Origin of the sequence: Brucella sp. NBRC 12953 (genome assembly GCF_040369775.1) — a bacterium.
GTDB lineage: Bacteria > Pseudomonadota > Alphaproteobacteria > Rhizobiales > Rhizobiaceae > Brucella > Brucella pseudogrignonensis.
This window is the reverse complement of sequence record NZ_BAABSV010000005.1, coordinates 369,594-387,446: the sequence shown is the minus strand read 5'-3', so window position 1 is coordinate 387,446 and position 17,853 is coordinate 369,594. Positions and strand designations below refer to the sequence as shown.

The following is a 17,853-nucleotide window of genomic DNA, read 5'->3' as shown; positions in this document are numbered from 1 at the left end:
ACGTTGTGGCTATTGCAGAAGTGCTTTGGCCGTACGCTCGTCGGTAATCAGCCCATAAAGCCGACCGCTCCTAAGCACCGAACGGATGGCGTCTGCTTTGGAGAGCCCGCCAGCGAGGCCGATAATGCGGCTCATATCGGCATTTTCCACCGAAGCGGCAATGGTGCGTGCCGTCAGCCCTGTTTCAAGCCGCGTTCCGTTGATGTCGAAGAAATGCCCCAGCATTTCACCGACAGCGCCACGCTCTGCGATCTCTTCCATCTCCGACAGATCAATCACCCCTGATGTGACGAGCTGCGCATGGGCGTCGACAGTACCGATACCGACAATCTTGAGTTCGGCCTGACACCCCATTTCAAAGACGCTGGTAACACCCTTCTGGGCCAGCAGCACTTCGCGATCTTCTGCCGTATTGGCAAAGAAAGGCACCGGCATCACATAAGCAGGTCTGCCGGTCTTTTCTGCAATGCGATGCATGACATCATGCGGATTGGCCGCAAAATTTCGCGTCAGACCACCGAGCAGCGACACAAATTGCAAATCCTTGGCCGCCACGCGCGGCATGTGATTGACCGCTGCTGAAAGTGTGCGGCCATGGCCGAGGCCGATCACTTCATGATCGCCATGCTCGATTTCGCGGCGGAGAAATTCCGCACCCGCACTTCCGAGAGACAAGAGAGGCAAGGCATCTTCGCCGAGGTCGGGCGCAACTTCGCAATATTCAAGATTATATTGCTCTGCGAGCCGGTTTTCGAGGTCGATACATTCGGTGATATCGCCGTCGATTGTCACTTTGACCGCGCCATCAGCAACAGCTTTGGCGATCAATCGGTGTGCCTTCACAGATGGTAAGCCAAGGCGCTTTGCGACGGCTGACTGGGTCATGCCAGCAATAAAATGGAGCCAGGCTGCACGAAGGGCCAAGGAATCGTCTGAATCTGCCATTTTCGTGCTGCTTGCTCCCGATTCTTTATTCTTTTCTTGTAGTTATATTTTCAAATCGCCTGCGCCCGTGTCAATGTGCGGCGCCCAGAAGGCCACACTTTCCGCAATCTGCGGAATAACTTCACGGTCGTTAGGCTCACGTTCCTTGAATGAGAGTTCAAGGCAGATTTCATTGTCCACTGCGCTGCCTTCGGCAAAAGCCTTGAGCAAAGGCTCAGGCTGGATACGGCCCTTGGCATTGAAAGCAGCGGTGAAAGGACGATGGCCGCCCTTATCCATAAGGCTCTGCTTGATGTGAATGATCGGTGAGACCTTGGGCACGGCGCGCGCCCAAGCATAGGGGTCGAAATCGTCCGGGTTAGCTGAGGTGACATCGCCATGATCGATGTCGGCCATCATCCACATTGGAATTGCCATATTGGCGGCGGTCAGCCGATCCTGAAGCTTGATGCTTTCAGCGATTGTGTCTCCAAATTCACGACCAATGCTCATTGGTTCCCAGAAGACATAGTCGAGACCGGCACGGCTCGCATGTTCGGCAACTTCCGCCCAGCAGTCGATCGCAATCTTAATCAGCTCTTCGCGGCGTTCAGGATTGTCAAAATCCTTGTAGGTGAAAATCGCAAACTGTGTTCCGACCGACTTGCCGCCGAGATCGCCGATAATATCGGCAAATGTCTTGAACCAGTCGATGTAATAGCGGCGCACTTCGGCATCGGGATGGCCGAAATGGTTGAGGCGGCCATAGGGGCCCGTCATGCCCGACGTTACACGGACACCGGTGCGCTCTAATGCCTTGTCCATGTCGCGCGTCAGGCGACGAATGGTCGAAGCCTGCCAGCTCGGATTGATGAACTCGTGCGTGAGCTGCAGATCGCGCAGGCGCAGGTCGCGCGCAACGGTTTCGATCAGATCATCCGGCTCTGCAAAGCGGTTCACAAGCGGATTGGTGTTCAGCGAAAGCGTAAGGGCCATGGTGTCCTCGGTTGTCGCGCTTTATGCAGCAAGTTTGGCGTTGTCGAACCATGCAATGAAAGCAGTACGTTCGGCTTCGGTTAGATGCAGATAGTGCTTGGTGCGGCGGTAGAGAATGTCGTTCGCCGTCTTCGCCCATTCTTTCGACACGAGATAGCGAACTTCAGCCTCATAGAGATTGCCGCCGAAATGCTGTCCAAGTCCGTTAAGATCGGATGCACCTGCAACGATGTCCTTGGTGCGGGCACCATAGAGACGTCCGTAGTGATGGACGAGCTTGCGCGGCATCCATGGATAGCTGTCGCGGAGGCTATTTGCGAAGGTTTCGTAATCCGCATTCGGGATTTCACCGCCTGGAAGCGGTGCACCATGAGTCCAGTCTCCGCCCATATTCGGGAAGATGTGCTTCAAGCGATGCATACCGCGCTCTGCGAGCTCGCGGAATGTGGTGATCTTGCCACCAAACACGTTCAGCAGTGGTGCGTCGTTGGTCTCATCCAGATCGAAAACATAGTCCCGGGTGACGGCTGATGGGTTGCCCTTGCCGTCATCGAACAGCGGACGCACACCGGAGAAGCTGTGAAGCACGTCTTCGCGGCGCAGCTTTTCCTTGAAATAGCGGTTTACTGCGGTGAGCAGGTAATCGATTTCTTTTTCGTCTGCGCTGACGTCTTCGGCGCGGCCTTCATAAGCGATATCGGTGGTGCCGATGAGTGCCTTGTCGCCTTCATATGGATTGATGAAGATCACACGCTTGTCGTGGTTCTGAACCAGATAGGCATTCGCACCCGACCAGAACTTTGGCACAATGATGTGGCTGCCCTTGACCAGACGCACATTGCGCGAAGAATTTGAGCCAGCCACATTGGTGATAACGTCTGTAACCCACGGGCCTGCGCAATTGACGATGCAGCGCGCGCGGAAGCTGCGCACTTCGCCAGTATCGCGGTTTTTGGTTTCAACGACCCAGCCGCCTTTTTCGCGACGTGCGGAGGTAACAGGCGTACGGGTCAGAATGGTCGCGCCTTTTTCAGCGGCGCCCACAGCATTGAGAACGACGAGGCGGGCGTCATCCACCCAGCAATCGGAATACTCGAAGCCCTTGGTATATTGATCGAGAATCGGTGTGCCTTCCGGGTCGCGCTTCAAATCAAGCGTGCGGGTTCCGGGCAGCTTCTTGCGACCGCCAAGATGGTCGTAAAGGAACAGGCCGAGGCGGACGAGCCAAGCCGGACGATCCTGCGGGCTGTGCGGCAGAACAAAGCGCATCGGCCAGATGATATGCGGTGCCGCATTAAGCAGAACTTCGCGCTCGATCAACGCTTCGCGGACAAGGCGAAATTCGTAATATTCGAGATAACGCAGGCCACCATGCACAAGCTTGCCTGAGCGGGACGAGGTGCCTTCGGCGAGGTCGTCTTTTTCCGCCAGCACAACCTTGAGGCCGCGCCCGGCTGCATCGCGAGCCACGCCCGCGCCGTTGATCCCACCACCAATCACAAACAGATCGTAGATTTCCGGTTCAGCCATTTCATGCTCCTTCGGATGCCGGCATTCCGGCAAAATAATATGTAATTTCAGCCGATTGTCTAACTATCTATCAGCTGCGAGCTTGTCCCAGATAGGCTCTAAAGCCAGTCTTGCGTCCTTGTAGGCCGTGAAGAGTTCTTCATAGCGTTTCGCCTGCACTTCATCAGGCGCTTCAGTGGCTCCAAGCAGCGGGGCCACCCATTCGGATATACAGTCATCCATCGTCTTATAAGCGCCGATCGCAACCGCAGCCATCATGGCTGCACCTGCAGCACCAGCTTCTTCACGCGATGAAACGCGCACAGGTGCGTTGACCGCTGCAGACAAGGTGCTGCGCAGTGCGCGCGAGCGAGCGGCGCCGCCTGTCAGGCGCAATTCGGCGGGCATATCACCCATGGCCGCATAGCAATCGCGTGTCGCCATGCCGAGACCTTCGACCACCGAACGAACCAGTTCGGGAAAACGATCACGGCTTGAAAGACCGATAAAGCCCGCGCGGGCAAAAGCGTTGACGAAAGGTCCGCGTTCTCCGGCTTCCGAAATATAAGGATGGTAAAGAAGCGCGCCGGGGCGGCTTGCGTTAAACCATTCATCAAGGCGCGGGATCAGATCGTTCAGCGAGACTTTTTTGTCTGCCGTCGACATGAGGTCGGCAGCGATCTGCAGAATCCAGTCGATATTGATCGTCGCGCCCATGTTGGTCTGAACCTGCGTGACGATGCCCGGAACTGGCAGAGCAATGACGTAACCCGTGCCTTCCGCATTCAGATGAATGTCGGAAACCTGCTTTGCACGCATATGCACGCCGGTCGATCCGATGGTCGAGCAACCTGCATCAGCGGTGCCGCAATAGACGCCCGCGCCGAGTGCAGTCATTACCATATCAACATAGCCGAGACTCACCGGCGTACCGGCCAAAAGACCTGTCGCCGCAGCCGCTTCGGGGGTTAGCGGATGCTGGTTCAGAGTGCCGTCCACGATTTCGGGCAGCAAACCACGGCGCTTTTTAAGGCCGAGGGCTTCAATAACCACTTCGTCATATTGACGGTTGCGGAAATTGCCGAATGTGAAACTCGCCTCTGAAGGGTCCGTGGCGCGGACGCCGGTGAGGTTGAGGTAAAGCCAGTCCTTGCAATGAAGGGCGACTTCCGCATTGTCGAGCAGTTCCGGTACGAAACTGTCCATATGCGCCATCTGGGTGCCTTGCTGGCAGGTATTGAGGCCGGTGCCGGTCGCTTCAAAGCGCGCGCGGTTCATCGGTCCTGCTGCAAGTTTGGTAACTGTATTGGCCGCGCGGGCGTCGAGCCAGATCCAGGCATCGCCAACAGGCTTGTTGTCTCGTCCGACCAGCCATGTACCGTCACCCTGGCCGGTGACGGAAACAGCGGCAGTGCGCTGGCTTAAGTTTGGAATTTTCTCGGCAAGGCCACGCAATGCGCTGGCGCAATCTTCCCATGTTTGGGAAAGCGACTGTGTAACAGCGCCATGTTCGCCGGTTTCATATTTGTTCCGGACAGCTGCCGAATCGAGTTGCCGACCGCTAAGGTCGAATGCCACAGCCTTGACGACGGATGTGCCCGCGTCGATGCCGATGATTATATCACCTTGACCACGCATGACTGAATTATGCTTTCCCAATGAGGTCCTTGGCGGACATTTGGATTCCTCCCGCGACGAAATTTGTCGCTCGCTACCCATGTTTTTAATGAGAATGGGCCTTCGCTTATGATCGAGATAACATAACGATAACGGCCTGTCTGTAAAATTTTCGTGGGTAAGCATTTTTTTTCACCAAAAGGTGATTGTGGTGGAAATTGTAGTTCGAGTCCCAGCCTTTTTGCGGATGGATTAGCCTCTTCTGCTGGAAGAAAAGAAGTGAATGGCGTATCTATATATCTGTTTTTAAATAATAAAAAATAAAGCTAATGTTTTTGGCAAGGGCATGTATTGCCAGTGACAGCTTTTAAAACCAAGTCTCCGCGTATCATTCGAAGCGGTGAAATTGACGGCAGAATGGTCAGTTTTTAGCCCGAAACCGTGCGAAACGCGGCGCGTTACAAAAACATCCGATTGACAGTTATAGGTGTTTATAACATCATTATTGAAGTTGATAACATGTCGCTACCATAGCATATGGTCGCGGCGCATCTGTTTCCATGCTGCGCGGAGGGGCGGGGCCAGGGAATTATGTGGAGGATCGTCATGCATAAATTTGTCACTCCCATATCCACCTGTTCAAGCTTCCGTTTAGCTGCTGCTGGTCGGGTGCTTTATCGCGAGTGAAGTCTACAAGCGGTATGAATTCAGCCGCATAATCCGTTTTTACAACGACAATCCGGCAGAATTTGCTGAAGGCGTTTGATTATGAGTACACAAGCTAATCAAGTTTCACAGAAGCCCGCCAAGCTGAACCGCGCAGTCCTCTGGAGTGTGGTCGCTGCGGTCGTGGTTGTCGGTGCGATTGGATTTGACACGAAAGTCGTGAAGATCGGCTCGGACGCTGATGTGCGTCAGCAGGTTTTCTCGCCTGACGCCTATGGCGCATCAGAGTTTCCAAAGGTCAAGGCAAGCGTCGAAGAACGCGCCGCGGATGCCGTTGAAGTCGGCACCGCACTTGCTGCTGACAAGGATGCAGCCGGTAAGAAATATGGCGTTGGCAGCGTGAACCCGGTTATCCCGGTCAAGTTCACTGGCACTGTCGAAGAACGCAAGTCGAACTATAATGTCATCAAGGTCGATGGTTTCCCTGAAGGCATGGCAATTCGTGTTCAGACGGGTCCTGCTGTAAACGGCACCGATCTGCGTGATGCAACCGGCACAATCGAATTCGGTCAGTTCAAGAACCAGATCGAATTCCAGAATGCCGGTTCCGCTCTCAACAATGAGATGAAGAAGCAGGTTCTCGAAGGCGTCGATGTCGATAATCTCGTCGGCAAGACGGTTTCGGTCACGGGCGTTTTCAAGCTGGTCAACCCGAAGAACTGGCTGGTTACGCCGGTGGGGTTTGAAGTAAAATGACCGTTCAAACCAAAGTTGAAGGCAAGCACGGCGAAGTCGTTCTTTCCGCACATGATGTTGCCAAGGCTTATGGGCGTATCAATGCGCTCAAAGGCGTGAACTTTGAAATCCGCCGCGGTCAGGTCACAACGCTTTTTGGCGAAAACGGTGCTGGCAAGTCGACGCTGATGAAGGTTCTCTCGGGTGTCATTCAGCCAACTTCGGGCACGATCATTCTTGATGGCGAGCCGGTGGTGTTCAATTCTTCAACCGAAGCACGCGATCGCGGTATTTCGATTATCCATCAGGAGTTGAGCCTCGCGCCCAATATGAATGTGCGCGACAACATCTTCATGGGACGCGAAATTCGCGGTGCAACGGGCGTCAATTTCGCAGAAGAAGAACGCCTGACCCGCGAACTTCTTGCAGAACTTGAAGAAGACATCGATCCGCTGACGCCTGTTGAAGAGCTTCGTCTCGGTCAGCAGCAGGTTGTCGAAATCGCGCGTGCGCTTTCGGTCAATTCCCGCATTCTGATCATGGATGAGCCGACTTCAGCGCTCAGTGCTTCGGAAGTGGAAGTGCTGTTCAAGGTCATTCGCGATCTTACCGCGCGCGGCGTGGCGATTGTCTATATCTCTCACCATCTGGAAGAAGCACTGCAGATCACCGATCATGCTGTGGTTTTGCGCGATGGCACCATGACGGCTTATGCACCACGCGCCGATATTGATCTCGAATGGATCGTTCGCAACATGGTGGGCGAAAACTTCGATCTTGGTTCGCCTCCAACCGGTTACGAATGGGGCGATGTCGCGCTTTCCGTGGAAGGTCTGACGGTTCAGGACAAGTCCGGTGACTTTGCGCTTGTCGATAACATGTCGCTGAATGTGCGAGCCGGTGAGATCGTTTGTATTTATGGTCTGATGGGTGCGGGACGTACCGAACTTCTTGAAACCGTTGCAGGTCGCCTCAAGGCCAATTCGGGCAGCATTCTGCTTGAAGGCAGGGATGTGGCGGGCCTCACGATTGCCCAGCGAATTGATCAGGGTCTGGTTCTGGTACCGGAAGATCGCCAGCGTGATGGTCTTGTGCAGACGATGACGGTTGGCCGCAATCTTTCGCTGGCAAGCATTGGCGAAATGACGAAGGGCCTTTTCACCTCGACGAAGCGTGAAAAGAACATCGTTGATCAGTCGATCAAGAATGTTCACATCAAGACGGATGGTGGCGAAGCCGCAATCGGTTCGCTGTCTGGCGGCAACCAGCAGAAGGTCGTTATTGGCAAAATGCTGGCGACTGAACCAAAGGTTATCCTTCTGGATGAGCCAAGCCGCGGTATCGATATTGGTGCCAAGGCAGAAGTGTTCAAGCTGCTGGCCGAAAAGGCCAAAGACGGGCTTGCAGTCGTCTATACGACATCTGAAGTCGGCGAATGCCTCAGCATCGCTCATCGTATCATCGTTATGCACCGTGGACGCATCTCGGCCGAATTCGGCTCCGATGTCTCCAAGGAAAAGATCATGGCCGCCTCGGGCGAGTCCATGGTCGGTCACTAAAATAGTTATGGAGCACTGATAGAATGTCAGTCACGAGCACCAACGACAAAAAGGCGGCGTCCACCGGGACAAAGCGCAAAACCAGCATCGTGCATTTGCTGCTCGAAGGCCGTGCGTTCTTTGCGTTGATTGCGATCATCGCAGCCTTCTCGTTCCTTTCGCCTTATTACTTTACCGTCAATAACTTCCTCATCATGTCCTCGCATGTGGCCATTTTCGGCTTGCTGGCGATTGGTATGCTGCTGGTTATCCTCAACGGCGGTATTGATCTTTCGGTCGGTTCTACACTGGGGCTTGCGGGCGTTGTCGCGGGCTTCCTCATGCAGGGCGTCAATATTCCGGAACTGGGTGTTATCCTTTATTTCCCGGTTTGGGCGGTTGTCATCATCACCTGTGCCCTGGGCGCATTTGTTGGTGCGGTGAACGGTGTTCTGATCGCTTATCTGCGCGTTCCGGCCTTCGTGGCGACACTCGGCGTACTTTATTGCGCACGCGGTGTAGCGCTTCTGATGACCAATGGTCTGACCTACAACAATCTTGGCGGTCGTCCTGAGCTCGGCAATACCGGCTTTGACTGGCTCGGTTTCAACACGCTTTTTGGTGTGCCGATTGGCGTGCTGGTACTTGCTGTCCTTGCCATCATCGTAGCAGTCGTACTTAACCGCACCGCATTTGGCCGCTGGCTTTATGCTTCGGGTGGTAACGAACGTGCAGCTGAACTGTCGGGCGTTCCAGTGAAGCGCGTGCAGATCTCTGTCTATGTGATTTCGGGCATCTGTGCTGCAATCGCTGGTCTGGTTCTGTCATCGCAGCTGACTTCGGCTGGTCCAACCGCAGGCACCACTTACGAGTTGACGGCAATCGCAGCAGTCGTGATCGGCGGCGCAGCGCTTACGGGTGGCCGTGGTACAATTCTCGGCACGCTTCTCGGCGCTTTTGTTATCGGTTTCCTTTCCGATGGCCTCGTGATCATCGGCGTATCATCCTACTGGCAGACTGTCTTTACGGGTGCAGTGATCGTGCTCGCAGTTCTGCTCAACAGCATTCAATATTCCCGACGTTGATAATTACGGCCCCATTCACCGTTCCGGGTGGGGCCGGTTCTTCGGGGGTAGCGAAAACTTTCCAAGACGGCGACCAAGCTTAAAAGTCTCGCCCACTGGAAATGGTAACGCCGGGAAACCGGCACAACTCAACGATAATTTTACGGGAGTGAGACATGTTTAAGAAGGGTATGCGCGTTCTGTTTGCTGCTGCTGCAGCATTGCCGCTTATCGCCAGCACCGCATGGGCTGAAGGTCTGATCTCGATCGTGGTCAACGATCCTTCGAACCCATATTGGTACACCGAAGGTGAAATCGCCAAGAAGACCGCTGAAGGCCTCGGCTATTCGGCTGTTGTTGGCGGTCACAAGGGCGACACCAACACCGAAAGCAACCTGATCGACACCGCGATCACCAACAAGTCGGTCGCGATCATTCTCGACCCGGCAAATGCTGACGGTTCGGTCGGTGCAGTCAAGCGCGCTGTCGCAGCTGGCATTCCAGTGTTCCTCGTAAACGCTGAAATCAACCAGGAAGGCCTCGCAAAGGCACAGCTCGTTTCCAACAACGCACAGGGCGCAGCACTCGGTGCAACGCAGTGGGTTGAGAGCGTTGGTGAAGAAGGCAAGTATGTTGAGCTGTTCGGTTCGCCGTCGGACAACAATGCGGCCACCCGTTCGAATGGCTATGAAACTGTTCTTTCGCAGTATCCGGACCTCGTAAAGGCTGGTCAGGATGTTGCTAACTGGAACCGTACCCAGGGCCACGACAAGATGCAGGCTCTGCTTCAGGCAAACCCAGACATCATCGGCGTTATCTCGGGTAACGACGAAATGGCTCTTGGCGCGATTGCTGCTCTGAAGAAGGCTGGCAAGCTCGACAAGGTCAAGGTTGGTGGTTTCGACGGTTCGCCAGACGCAGTCGCTGCGATCAAGGCTGGTGAACTGCAGTACACCGTTCTGCAGCCAGTTGCGATTTTCTCGGAAGCTGCAGTCAAGCAGGCCGACACGTTCATCAAGACCGGTAAGACCGGCGTTGACCAGGAAAAGCAGCTTTTCGATTGCTTCCTGATCACCAAGGACAATGTCGACAAGTACACTGCTCCGTTCGTTCTCGAACAGTAAGACCTGAAAAGATGGAGCGCGGGCTTAACCTCGCGCTCCTCTCTCTATTTTTCGTACCGATGCTATGAATCGGGACCGGTCAATAATTGAGCGGGCTGGGGACGAGTGGTAAGCATGGTCACAAGCAACAAAGCAAGCATAGACAACCTGATGACAGAGCAGGTGCCGAACGATAGTCGGCACGCACGTCAGCTGGTTCGCCGCCAGCAAATTGCTGAAATGATTATGTCGGAAGGGTCGGTGCGGATCGAAGATCTGACCGAACGTTTCGCAATCAGCCTCATGACCGCGCATCGCGACGTGGATGAGCTGGTAAGCCGCGGCCTGTTTCGCAAATCTCGCGGTATTGTTTCCGCAGCCCCCACTAGCCTTATCGAAGCAAGCGATCTCTATCGCGTTGCGCGTCAATCCGAAGAAAAGAAACTGATCGCTGAAGCCGCGATGCAATTCGTAGAGCCGGGTCAGGCCATTTTCTTCGATGACTCAACAACTGTCCTTCACATGGTTCCCTATCTTGCCGATAAGGGACCGCTGACGGTCATTACCAATTCGCTGATCCTGATGAATGAAGTGCGCGACATGAAAGATGTCACGCTGCTCGGTCTCGGTGGTCAGCTTTATAACTGGTGCAACGCCTTTGTCGGCGGCATGACGATCCATGAAATCCGTCGTCTGCGTGCCGATGTGGCTTTCATTTCGATCTCGGCGATTATGGACGATCTGCTGTTTCACCAGTCGCCCGAAATGGTTGAAACCAAGCGTGCCATGCTGGAAAGCGCTGCAAAGCGCGTGCTGTTGACCGATCACACAAAGTTTGAGCGTCGGGCGCTGCATAATTTTGGTGCGCTGAGTGATTTTGATGTCGTCATTGTCGATGACAAGACTCCGCATGAACATGTCGAACGCATGCAGTCGCAGAACATCAATGTGGTTATCGCCAGTTCTGGCGGAACAAGAGAATAAGCCGCAGTACTTAATCGCATACATATCAGGAAATACGATCCATGCCGTCTCTGTTGGGAATTGATAGCGGACTGACCGTCACCAAGGCCGTAATATTTGACGTTGATGGCTCGACGCTTGCCGTTGCCCGCCGCCGCGTCGCGCAATCCTTCCCACGCCCCCGCCATGTCGAGCGCGACATGGATGAATTCTGGAATGCGACTGCGGATGCAATTGCTGAGGCACTTGCAAAAAGTGGACGCCCTGCATCTGATATTCTAGCCATCGCCACCACTGCCCATGGTGACGGCATCTACATGCTCGATAAGGATCGCCGCCCCCTTGGTAAAGGCATTCTGTCGCTGGATAGCCGTGCCGTTGATGTGGCTGAGCGCTGGGTGAACAGCCCTGTCGCAGAACAGTCGATTGCGATCACCGGTCAGCTGCCGCACGCCTCTGCACCGTCCGCCATTCTGGCCTGGGTTAAGGAAAATGAGCCTGAACGCTATGGGCGCATCGGGCATGTGATTGCGTGTAAGGATTGGCTGCGTTTCTGCCTGACGGACGAAGTCGGCACTGATCGTACCGAGGCATCGACGTCTTTTACTGATTATAAAACGCAAGACTATTCCAAAGACGCGCTCAAACTTTTCGGCCTCGAGGCACTTTGGGATGCGCTGCCGCCGATGTCGCGCTCGGATGAGATCATTGGCGGTGTTTCGCAAGAATGTGCAAACCGTACCGGGCTTGTTGCGGGAACGCCAGTCGTTGGCGGCCTGCATGATGTGACCGCTTCTGCGCTGGGTGTTGGCGGTCTCAAGATTGGTACAGTTGCAGTTGTCGCCGGGACGTACTCGATCAATGAAACGCTGTCGTCGAAGCCTAATGTCGATAAGAGCTGGTTCTGCCGCAATGGGATCGCGCCGGGAGAGTGGAACAATATGTCCATCTCGCCTGCTTCCACTGCGAATTACGATTGGTTCCTCGACAAGCTCTGCCCCGCGGAACGTCTTGAAGCTGAGAAAACCGGCCGCTCGATCCACGATATGCTGCGCCCGGAAATTGACGCCGCACTGGCTAAGCCTTCAACCGCTCTGTTTCATCCTTATCTGTTCGGCTCGCCTTACGGTGCGATGGCTAGTGGCGCGTTCTTTGGTTTGCGCGGCTGGCAGGAACGTGGCGATATGCTGCGTGCGGTCTGGGAAGGCATTGCCTTTAACCACCGTATCCATGTCGACCATCTGAAAAGCGGTTTTGAAATTTCCGCAGCGCGTCTGACCGGCGGCGTGTCGCGCAGTCCATCTTTTGCGCAGATGTTTGCCAATGTGCTGGGTATGCCGGTCACAGTCACCGATACGGATGAAGCGGCAGCTTGGGGTGCCGCACTTTGTGCAGGCAAGGGCGCTGGCGTTTTCGCTGATGTTTATAGCGATCCCCGCGATCTTGATGCAATTGGCCGGACCTACACACCGGATGCAGCGCGCAGCGAGCAGTATGAAAAGCGCTATGCGCTATTCAAGGAAATCGCATCTGCACTTGGACCGATCTGGCCTAAGATCGATGCTCTGAAGGATTGAAATCCAATGCGCCTCTAAGCGCACCGAATATGTAAAGACAGTGAAATGAACGATTTCGTAAACAGCGCCCAAATGAAGAACCGCATCAGTCAACTCGAAGCTGGCGGTGTTGATGTGCTCATTCTGGGTGCGGGTATCAATGGTGCGGGTCTCTATCGCGATCTGAGTGAACAGGGCGTGAGCTGTTTCATCGTCGATAAGGGTGACTTTGGTTCCGGCACGAGTGCTGCCCCGTCACGTCTCATTCATGGTGGTCTCAAATATCTCGAAACCGGTGAGTTTGGCCTCGTGGCGCAATCAACTGTTGAGCGTAATATCCTGCTCAAAAACGCGCCGCATAATGTCCGTCCGCTGCCGACATTTATTCCAGTTTTCTCCTGGACCAAGGGTATTGCCGCAGCACTTCGTACCCTGTTCGGCTCAACCACAGCACCGCGCAGCCGTGGAGCAGTTCTCATCAAGATTGGTCTTGGTCTTTACGATTATTTTGGTGCGCGTGAGCGCGTCATGCCAAAGCATAATTTTCTCTTCAAAAAGAGTGCTTTGAAGGAAATGCCTTATATGACGCCGTCTATCGTGGCGGGTGGCATTTATTATGATGCATGGGTCAGCAAGCCGGAACGTCTGGTATATGAGCTTGTCAGCGACGGCGTGAAAGCCAATCCAAAGAGCGCAGCAGCCAATTTCAGCTCCATTGTTGCAGCCCGCGACGGTGCGGTGAGCTTTGAAGGGCCGGATGGTGCTGCTTTCACGATCAAGCCAAAGATCGTCATCAATGCCGCTGGTCCATGGATCGATCATGTAAACGCGGCACTTGGCAAAGAAACCAAGATGATTGGTGGCACCAAGGGTTCGCATATCCTTGTAGATCACCCCGAGCTGGTGAAGAGCCTGAAGGGCCGGATGATCTATTTCGAGGCGGATGATGGCCGTATCTGTCTTGTCTATGATTATCATGGTCTTGCGCTGGTCGGTTCGACGGATATTCCGGCAAACAATCCGGATGAGGTTTTCGCGGAAGACAAGGAAATCGATTACTTCATCGAGAGCCTGCGGTCGCTGCTGCCGAAGCTGAAGTTCGATCGCAGCCAGATCGTTTATACCTATAGCGGCATTCGCCCGCTTCCTGCCTCCAATGCATCGGAACCGGGGCTTATCAGCCGGGACCACTCCGCACCGGTTATTGAGCCGGATGCAGGCCGTCCTTTCGCGATCATTTCGCTGGTTGGTGGTAAGTGGACGACGTTCCGCGGTTTCGCTGAAGAAGTGGCAGATACGGTACTCAAGCGGTTTGGTCGCGAGCGTCTCAAATCAACCCGCGCTTTGACGATCGGCGGCGGCAAGGATTACCCTGCTGATGACCGTGCACGCGCCGCATGGGTGGCGAAACACGCCAAGGAAACCGGGCTTGCAGTCGAACGTGTTGAAGCACTTTTGCAGCGTTATGGCACGACCGCTCTGCCGATCATTCAGGACGAAGCCAAAGTTGGCGTTACACTTTTGCCCGATACGGACAGCATCAGCCGTGCGGAAATTGCGTGGATTGCGCGTAATGAGCTGGTGGTGCATCTCTCGGACGTTGTTCTGCGACGCACGACACTGGCAATTGACGGCGCGCTGTCGAATGCCAATCTTGCGGCAATCGCCGACATTCTCAGTGTTGAATTTGGTTGGGATGCCGTGAGGAAGGAGCAGGAGCTTGAGCTTGTTATTGCCGAGCTTGCAAAACGCCATGGCATGACGCTTGGTGAGTTTCCTGCAAAACGCCGCTAATTGATTCAAATCTATTTGATAAACGCCGGTCATGAGATCGGCGTTTTGCTATTTCTTTGCCATGTCATGACGCTATCTTATGCACGGACAGGAGAACGCTATGGAAATCAAAAGAAATGGATCTGCGCCATCAGGTGTGGGTCCTGCAGACTGGTTCACGGGCAAAGTTCGCATCGATCCGTTGTTTTCGCCCAACGACGCGCGGCGCGCTGCAGCAGCTACCGTGACATTTGAACCGGGTGCGCGGACCGCTTGGCACACCCATCCACTGGGCCAGACACTGATTGTTACCGCTGGCTTGGGGTTGGTGCAGCGTGAGGGCGGACCGATTGAAGAAATCCGTCCCGGCGACGTCGTCTGGTTTGAGCCAAATGAAAAGCATTGGCATGGTGCGTCACCAAAAAATGCGATGACCCATATTGCCATGCAGGAGCAGCTCGACGGTAAAGTCGTTGACTGGATGGAGCATGTGACGGACGCTCAGTATCCGAGTGTCTAAATGAAAAACGGGCCATTGGCCCGTTTTTCAGATCATGCTCAACTGCACGCCATAGGGTGGCAAAGTTATAGTCTTGCTACCTGCAACCACCACATCCTGTTCATGTGGTGTAATATTGACCAGCCAGACCTCCTCTTCCACCGTCATTGCCAGAATGTCCGATGGACGCGAAGACTGGCACAGCCTGAAGTTTTTCCCGGCAAGCTGTGCAAGCGCTTTTACAGCGTGGAATAAAGGGCGCTTGTTACCAATAGCGACCGGTTCATTCTCGTCCGCGATGAGCCCGAAAGGCCCGGTGAGAGCTGAAAGCGTAAGGCTGTCGAGACCAGCATTCAGCACCGATATGGCATAGGCCAGTGCGAAGCTTTCCGCGAACTTCCCATTATGGCGCGGATCACGATTGGCCATCGCAATGCGCTTGCCATTCGGGTTTTCCATCGTCCTGCTGCCATAAGGGTTCTGGCGCATGGGGATGGTCGATGGCCCGATGCGATAGGGCTTGTCGCCGTAGATTGCGCGCACCGAACGGGTAATGAAAGGCAGCGCCTCCAGTGTTTGCATAACGCTCAGATCATCAGCGGCATGAACAATTGGATTGGTGCAATGGGTGACGAAATCAACAAGCTCGCCCGGAATGCGCTTGCGATTAAGTTCGGTGAAATAGCTCAGCATTCCGCCGCCAAGCCGCACATTCGGGAAGGCTGCTCTTGCTGCTGCATAAACATCTTCAAGTGGCGGGCAGGGTGGCCATTCGCTGCCGGGCGGTGTCGACTGCCGATCTATAGCCGGTGAAACTATGACCGCATCTGGGGTAAAGCCAGCCGCTTTCATGTCAGAAGCGATTGCAGTCGTCTCTTCGATGAGCGATTTCGCGCAAGGCAATGCAATTTCGAGCGAAACGCGCCCGCTATGCTTCGCAGCCAGGGCTGCAAAATCCGCAAAAGTCGAACCTTTGTGCCCTGCCAGTGGATCGTAATGAAATAACAGATCCTGCGGACCAATCTCCTGCAACAGATCAATTGCGGCGAGGCTTGCTTTGGCTTCTTCCGGTGTGATGATAATGCCGATATTCGGCATTCTGCCGCTTGTGTCACCAAGCGTGATGCTCACCGGCTCCGCATAACGGGTGTTATTTGGTATCGTCGCGCGCGTGTCGGAAATGTTGAGCACGATGCGCTGATGCTGGGGTTTGGTGGCTTCGATCTGGTAAGGCCATGGCAAGGCCAGCGGACGTACATAGGTCTTGAAGGATGCATCGGACCAGTTGCGCTGATCTTCCATCTCAAACGTATCGCCTTCCATGCGGCATTCGGCCGTAACACCGGGCATGGCTTCATGGGTGATCGCACGCATGTTTTTGAAAGGCTGCCATGGCTCGATCAGATCGGGCAGGCGGGTGTTGTTGAGTGTACCGTCTACATGCTCGACGCTCACAGGTGCGCCTGCCACGCCGACGATTGGATGCAGGATGCAAAAGCCGCACCGGTTGGTTTCAAAGCCTGTCGCGGTATTCGCTACGGCGTCGAAAGTGAGCGTACCGCCACTCTCTGCCTGAATGCGGACATCAATGGTGAGTTGGGTCGCATCCGGGCCTTCGCAACGTGCCTGATAGGTGACGATGAAACCGCTGTCGTTTTGCTCGACATTCAGATCATGGATTTCTGGGTTGTAGGTTCCCCAGTCTCGATCCCGCACGAGATAGGAGACCGCGCGCAAAACTTCGACACCGTCATAAGTGATGGTGCGAAGATTGCCGTCGCTTAAATCCAGGCCAAGCAAGCCCGCTTTTAGGTGCGTCGGCTGAGCTTCGGCTTCTCGCGTTCCATAGAGCAGGAAAGGATCGACGTTGCTCATTTGAGCAGCGCCGTGATGTCGACGCGGTTGCCGCTTGCGGCACTGTCATAGGAGGCTTCGACAAGCGCGAAAGTCTTGAGATTATCCGCACCCGATGTCGAGGTTTCTTCGCGAGTTTCCAGCTTGTCCACCCAATGCTGCTGAATGGCAAAAACGCTTTCCTGAATATTGTGCCAAGGACGTGAGGCCCATGAGAGCAGTTTTGGCGAAACGTCGGAAACCGTGGTGCCGTTCGGCGTAATCACTTCAAGGCGATAACCCTGATAAAGCCGGATCGAACCTTCGGTGCCGTCAATTTCAATGAGCGTTTCCGGAAAAGGGTCGGTTTCGAGCTTGGTGGCATAGCTTACGTCAACAATGGAAGTAGCACCATTTTCATGGTCCATGAGGATGGTTGCTACATCTTCACCCTTGATCTTCGGGTTCACACGCTTTGTGCGTGCAACAAGGCTGGTCACATCGCCCAGAATGAAGCGTGCAATATCAAGCGTATGAATGCCTAAATCTTCGATGATGAAGCGTTCGCCTTCTGCAAGATATGGCTGGCCGGAAAACACGTCGAAGCCCGAGCGGAAGGAGAAACGTCCCCAGAACGGCGTGCCGATGACGCCACTGTCGAGTGCCTTGCGCACCGCCTGAATAGGCGTCTGCCAGCGGAAGTTTTCATGCACCATGAGCGGAATGCCTGCTTCATCGCAAACCTTCACCATGGCCTTGGCATCATCAAGCGTTTTGGCAAAGGGCTTCTGGCAGATTGCTGGCATCTTGTGGGCGGCAGCAAGTTCCACCAGAGCACGATGGCTTGAAACCGTGGTGGCGATATCGACAAAGTCGATGCCGCCATCTGCAAACAGCGCTTGCGCATCCGTGTAGCGGCGTTCGATGCCAAACTGGTCGCCGACAATCTTCAACCGCTCAGGATCGCGGTCGCAGATTGCCACGATTTGGGCACCCGAAACGTCATTCCATGCGTGCATCTGGTTGATTGCGAAGAAACCGCAGCCGATCAGAGCGCCATTCAATTCTGCCATTTAC

14 protein-coding genes are annotated in these 17,853 nt (G+C 54.6%); 8 read left to right on the top strand and 6 right to left on the bottom strand.

Annotated elements, in window-relative coordinates:
- Positions 1–9: 9 nt before the first annotated feature.
- The 4 genes from ABWV94_RS14785 to ABWV94_RS14770 form a co-directional block, all read right to left on the bottom strand.
- On the bottom strand, positions 10–945 hold the full coding sequence (locus ABWV94_RS14785) for a sugar-binding transcriptional regulator (protein WP_007878295.1): 936 nt from the start codon (positions 943–945) through the stop codon (positions 10–12).
- Between the two features lie 42 nt (positions 946–987).
- Positions 988–1,920, bottom strand: coding sequence for a TIM barrel protein (locus tag ABWV94_RS14780; protein ID WP_113498973.1), 933 nt, complete (start codon positions 1,918–1,920; stop codon positions 988–990).
- Between the two features lie 21 nt (positions 1,921–1,941).
- Positions 1,942–3,450 (bottom strand): glycerol-3-phosphate dehydrogenase, encoded by a 1,509-nt coding sequence (locus ABWV94_RS14775; protein ID WP_079213119.1) that lies wholly within the window; start codon positions 3,448–3,450, stop codon positions 1,942–1,944.
- A 63-nt stretch (positions 3,451–3,513) separates the two neighbouring features.
- Entirely contained in the window at positions 3,514–5,067 is a 1,554-nt protein-coding gene (locus tag ABWV94_RS14770; RefSeq protein ID WP_064321486.1) for an FGGY-family carbohydrate kinase, read from the bottom strand.
- A 747-nt stretch (positions 5,068–5,814) separates the two neighbouring features.
- On the opposite strand from ABWV94_RS14770, the gene ABWV94_RS14765 reads away from it, so the two are divergent.
- The 8 genes from ABWV94_RS14765 to ABWV94_RS14730 all read left to right on the top strand — a co-directional run bounded on the left by ABWV94_RS14765 (position 5,815) and on the right by ABWV94_RS14730 (position 14,964).
- On the top strand, positions 5,815–6,468 hold the full coding sequence (locus tag ABWV94_RS14765) for a DUF2291 family protein (protein ID WP_007878304.1): 654 nt from the start codon (positions 5,815–5,817) through the stop codon (positions 6,466–6,468).
- Positions 6,465–8,006 carry a sugar ABC transporter ATP-binding protein gene (locus tag ABWV94_RS14760; protein ID WP_007878305.1) on the top strand — a complete coding sequence of 514 codons (1,542 nt, stop codon included), beginning with the start codon at positions 6,465–6,467 and terminating at the stop codon, positions 8,004–8,006. The genes ABWV94_RS14765 and ABWV94_RS14760 overlap by 4 nt, the downstream gene beginning before the upstream one ends.
- A 23-nt stretch (positions 8,007–8,029) precedes the next feature.
- Complete coding sequence (locus ABWV94_RS14755; RefSeq protein ID WP_007878307.1) at positions 8,030–9,070, top strand: ABC transporter permease; 1,041 nt, start codon at positions 8,030–8,032, stop codon at positions 9,068–9,070.
- Between the two features lie 155 nt (positions 9,071–9,225).
- Positions 9,226–10,173, top strand: a complete 948-nt coding sequence (locus ABWV94_RS14750) for a D-ribose ABC transporter substrate-binding protein (RefSeq protein WP_007878309.1) — start codon at positions 9,226–9,228, stop codon at positions 10,171–10,173.
- Positions 10,174–10,287: 114 nt separating this feature from the next.
- Positions 10,288–11,136, top strand: a complete 849-nt coding sequence (locus ABWV94_RS14745; protein ID WP_113498981.1) for a DeoR/GlpR family DNA-binding transcription regulator — start codon at positions 10,288–10,290, stop codon at positions 11,134–11,136.
- A gap of 41 nt (positions 11,137–11,177) precedes the next feature.
- Positions 11,178–12,692: an FGGY-family carbohydrate kinase gene (locus ABWV94_RS14740; protein WP_113498983.1), complete on the top strand. Its 1,515-nt coding sequence runs from the start codon at positions 11,178–11,180 to the stop codon at positions 12,690–12,692.
- Positions 12,693–12,737: 45 nt separating this feature from the next.
- Positions 12,738–14,465, top strand: a complete 1,728-nt coding sequence (locus ABWV94_RS14735) for a glycerol-3-phosphate dehydrogenase/oxidase (RefSeq protein WP_113498985.1) — start codon at positions 12,738–12,740, stop codon at positions 14,463–14,465.
- A gap of 100 nt (positions 14,466–14,565) precedes the next feature.
- Entirely contained in the window at positions 14,566–14,964 is a 399-nt protein-coding gene (locus ABWV94_RS14730) for a (R)-mandelonitrile lyase (protein WP_007878316.1), read from the top strand.
- Between the two features lie 27 nt (positions 14,965–14,991).
- On the opposite strand, the gene apnL is transcribed toward ABWV94_RS14730, so the two are convergent.
- Positions 14,992–16,818, bottom strand: coding sequence for a D-apionate lactonase (apnL, locus tag ABWV94_RS14725; protein ID WP_113498988.1), 1,827 nt, complete (start codon positions 16,816–16,818; stop codon positions 14,992–14,994).
- The gene (locus tag ABWV94_RS14720; protein WP_113498992.1) at positions 16,815–17,849 is read right to left on the bottom strand and encodes a Gfo/Idh/MocA family protein; all 1,035 of its coding nucleotides are present in this window, start codon (positions 17,847–17,849) and stop codon (positions 16,815–16,817) included. Before ABWV94_RS14720 ends, apnL begins: the two co-directional genes overlap by 4 nt.
- Positions 17,850–17,853: the final 4 nt, after the last annotated feature.

Coding starts and splice junctions, on each gene's coding strand:
- ABWV94_RS14775 (WP_079213119.1), bottom strand. CDS start 3,450: ATGGCTGAACCGGAAATCTACGATCTGTTTGTGATTGGTGGTGGGATC.
- ABWV94_RS14760 (WP_007878305.1), top strand. CDS start 6,465: ATGACCGTTCAAACCAAAGTTGAAGGCAAGCACGGCGAAGTCGTTCTT.
- ABWV94_RS14750 (WP_007878309.1), top strand. CDS start 9,226: ATGTTTAAGAAGGGTATGCGCGTTCTGTTTGCTGCTGCTGCAGCATTG.
- ABWV94_RS14780 (WP_113498973.1), bottom strand. CDS start 1,920: ATGGCCCTTACGCTTTCGCTGAACACCAATCCGCTTGTGAACCGCTTT.
- ABWV94_RS14765 (WP_007878304.1), top strand. CDS start 5,815: ATGAGTACACAAGCTAATCAAGTTTCACAGAAGCCCGCCAAGCTGAAC.
- ABWV94_RS14720 (WP_113498992.1), bottom strand. CDS start 17,849: ATGGCAGAATTGAATGGCGCTCTGATCGGCTGCGGTTTCTTCGCAATC.
- ABWV94_RS14740 (WP_113498983.1), top strand. CDS start 11,178: ATGCCGTCTCTGTTGGGAATTGATAGCGGACTGACCGTCACCAAGGCC.
- ABWV94_RS14770 (WP_064321486.1), bottom strand. CDS start 5,067: ATGCGTGGTCAAGGTGATATAATCATCGGCATCGACGCGGGCACATCC.
- ABWV94_RS14730 (WP_007878316.1), top strand. CDS start 14,566: ATGGAAATCAAAAGAAATGGATCTGCGCCATCAGGTGTGGGTCCTGCA.
- ABWV94_RS14735 (WP_113498985.1), top strand. CDS start 12,738: ATGAACGATTTCGTAAACAGCGCCCAAATGAAGAACCGCATCAGTCAA.
- ABWV94_RS14785 (WP_007878295.1), bottom strand. CDS start 945: ATGGCAGATTCAGACGATTCCTTGGCCCTTCGTGCAGCCTGGCTCCAT.
- ABWV94_RS14745 (WP_113498981.1), top strand. CDS start 10,288: ATGGTCACAAGCAACAAAGCAAGCATAGACAACCTGATGACAGAGCAG.
- apnL (WP_113498988.1), bottom strand. CDS start 16,818: ATGAGCAACGTCGATCCTTTCCTGCTCTATGGAACGCGAGAAGCCGAA.
- ABWV94_RS14755 (WP_007878307.1), top strand. CDS start 8,030: ATGTCAGTCACGAGCACCAACGACAAAAAGGCGGCGTCCACCGGGACA.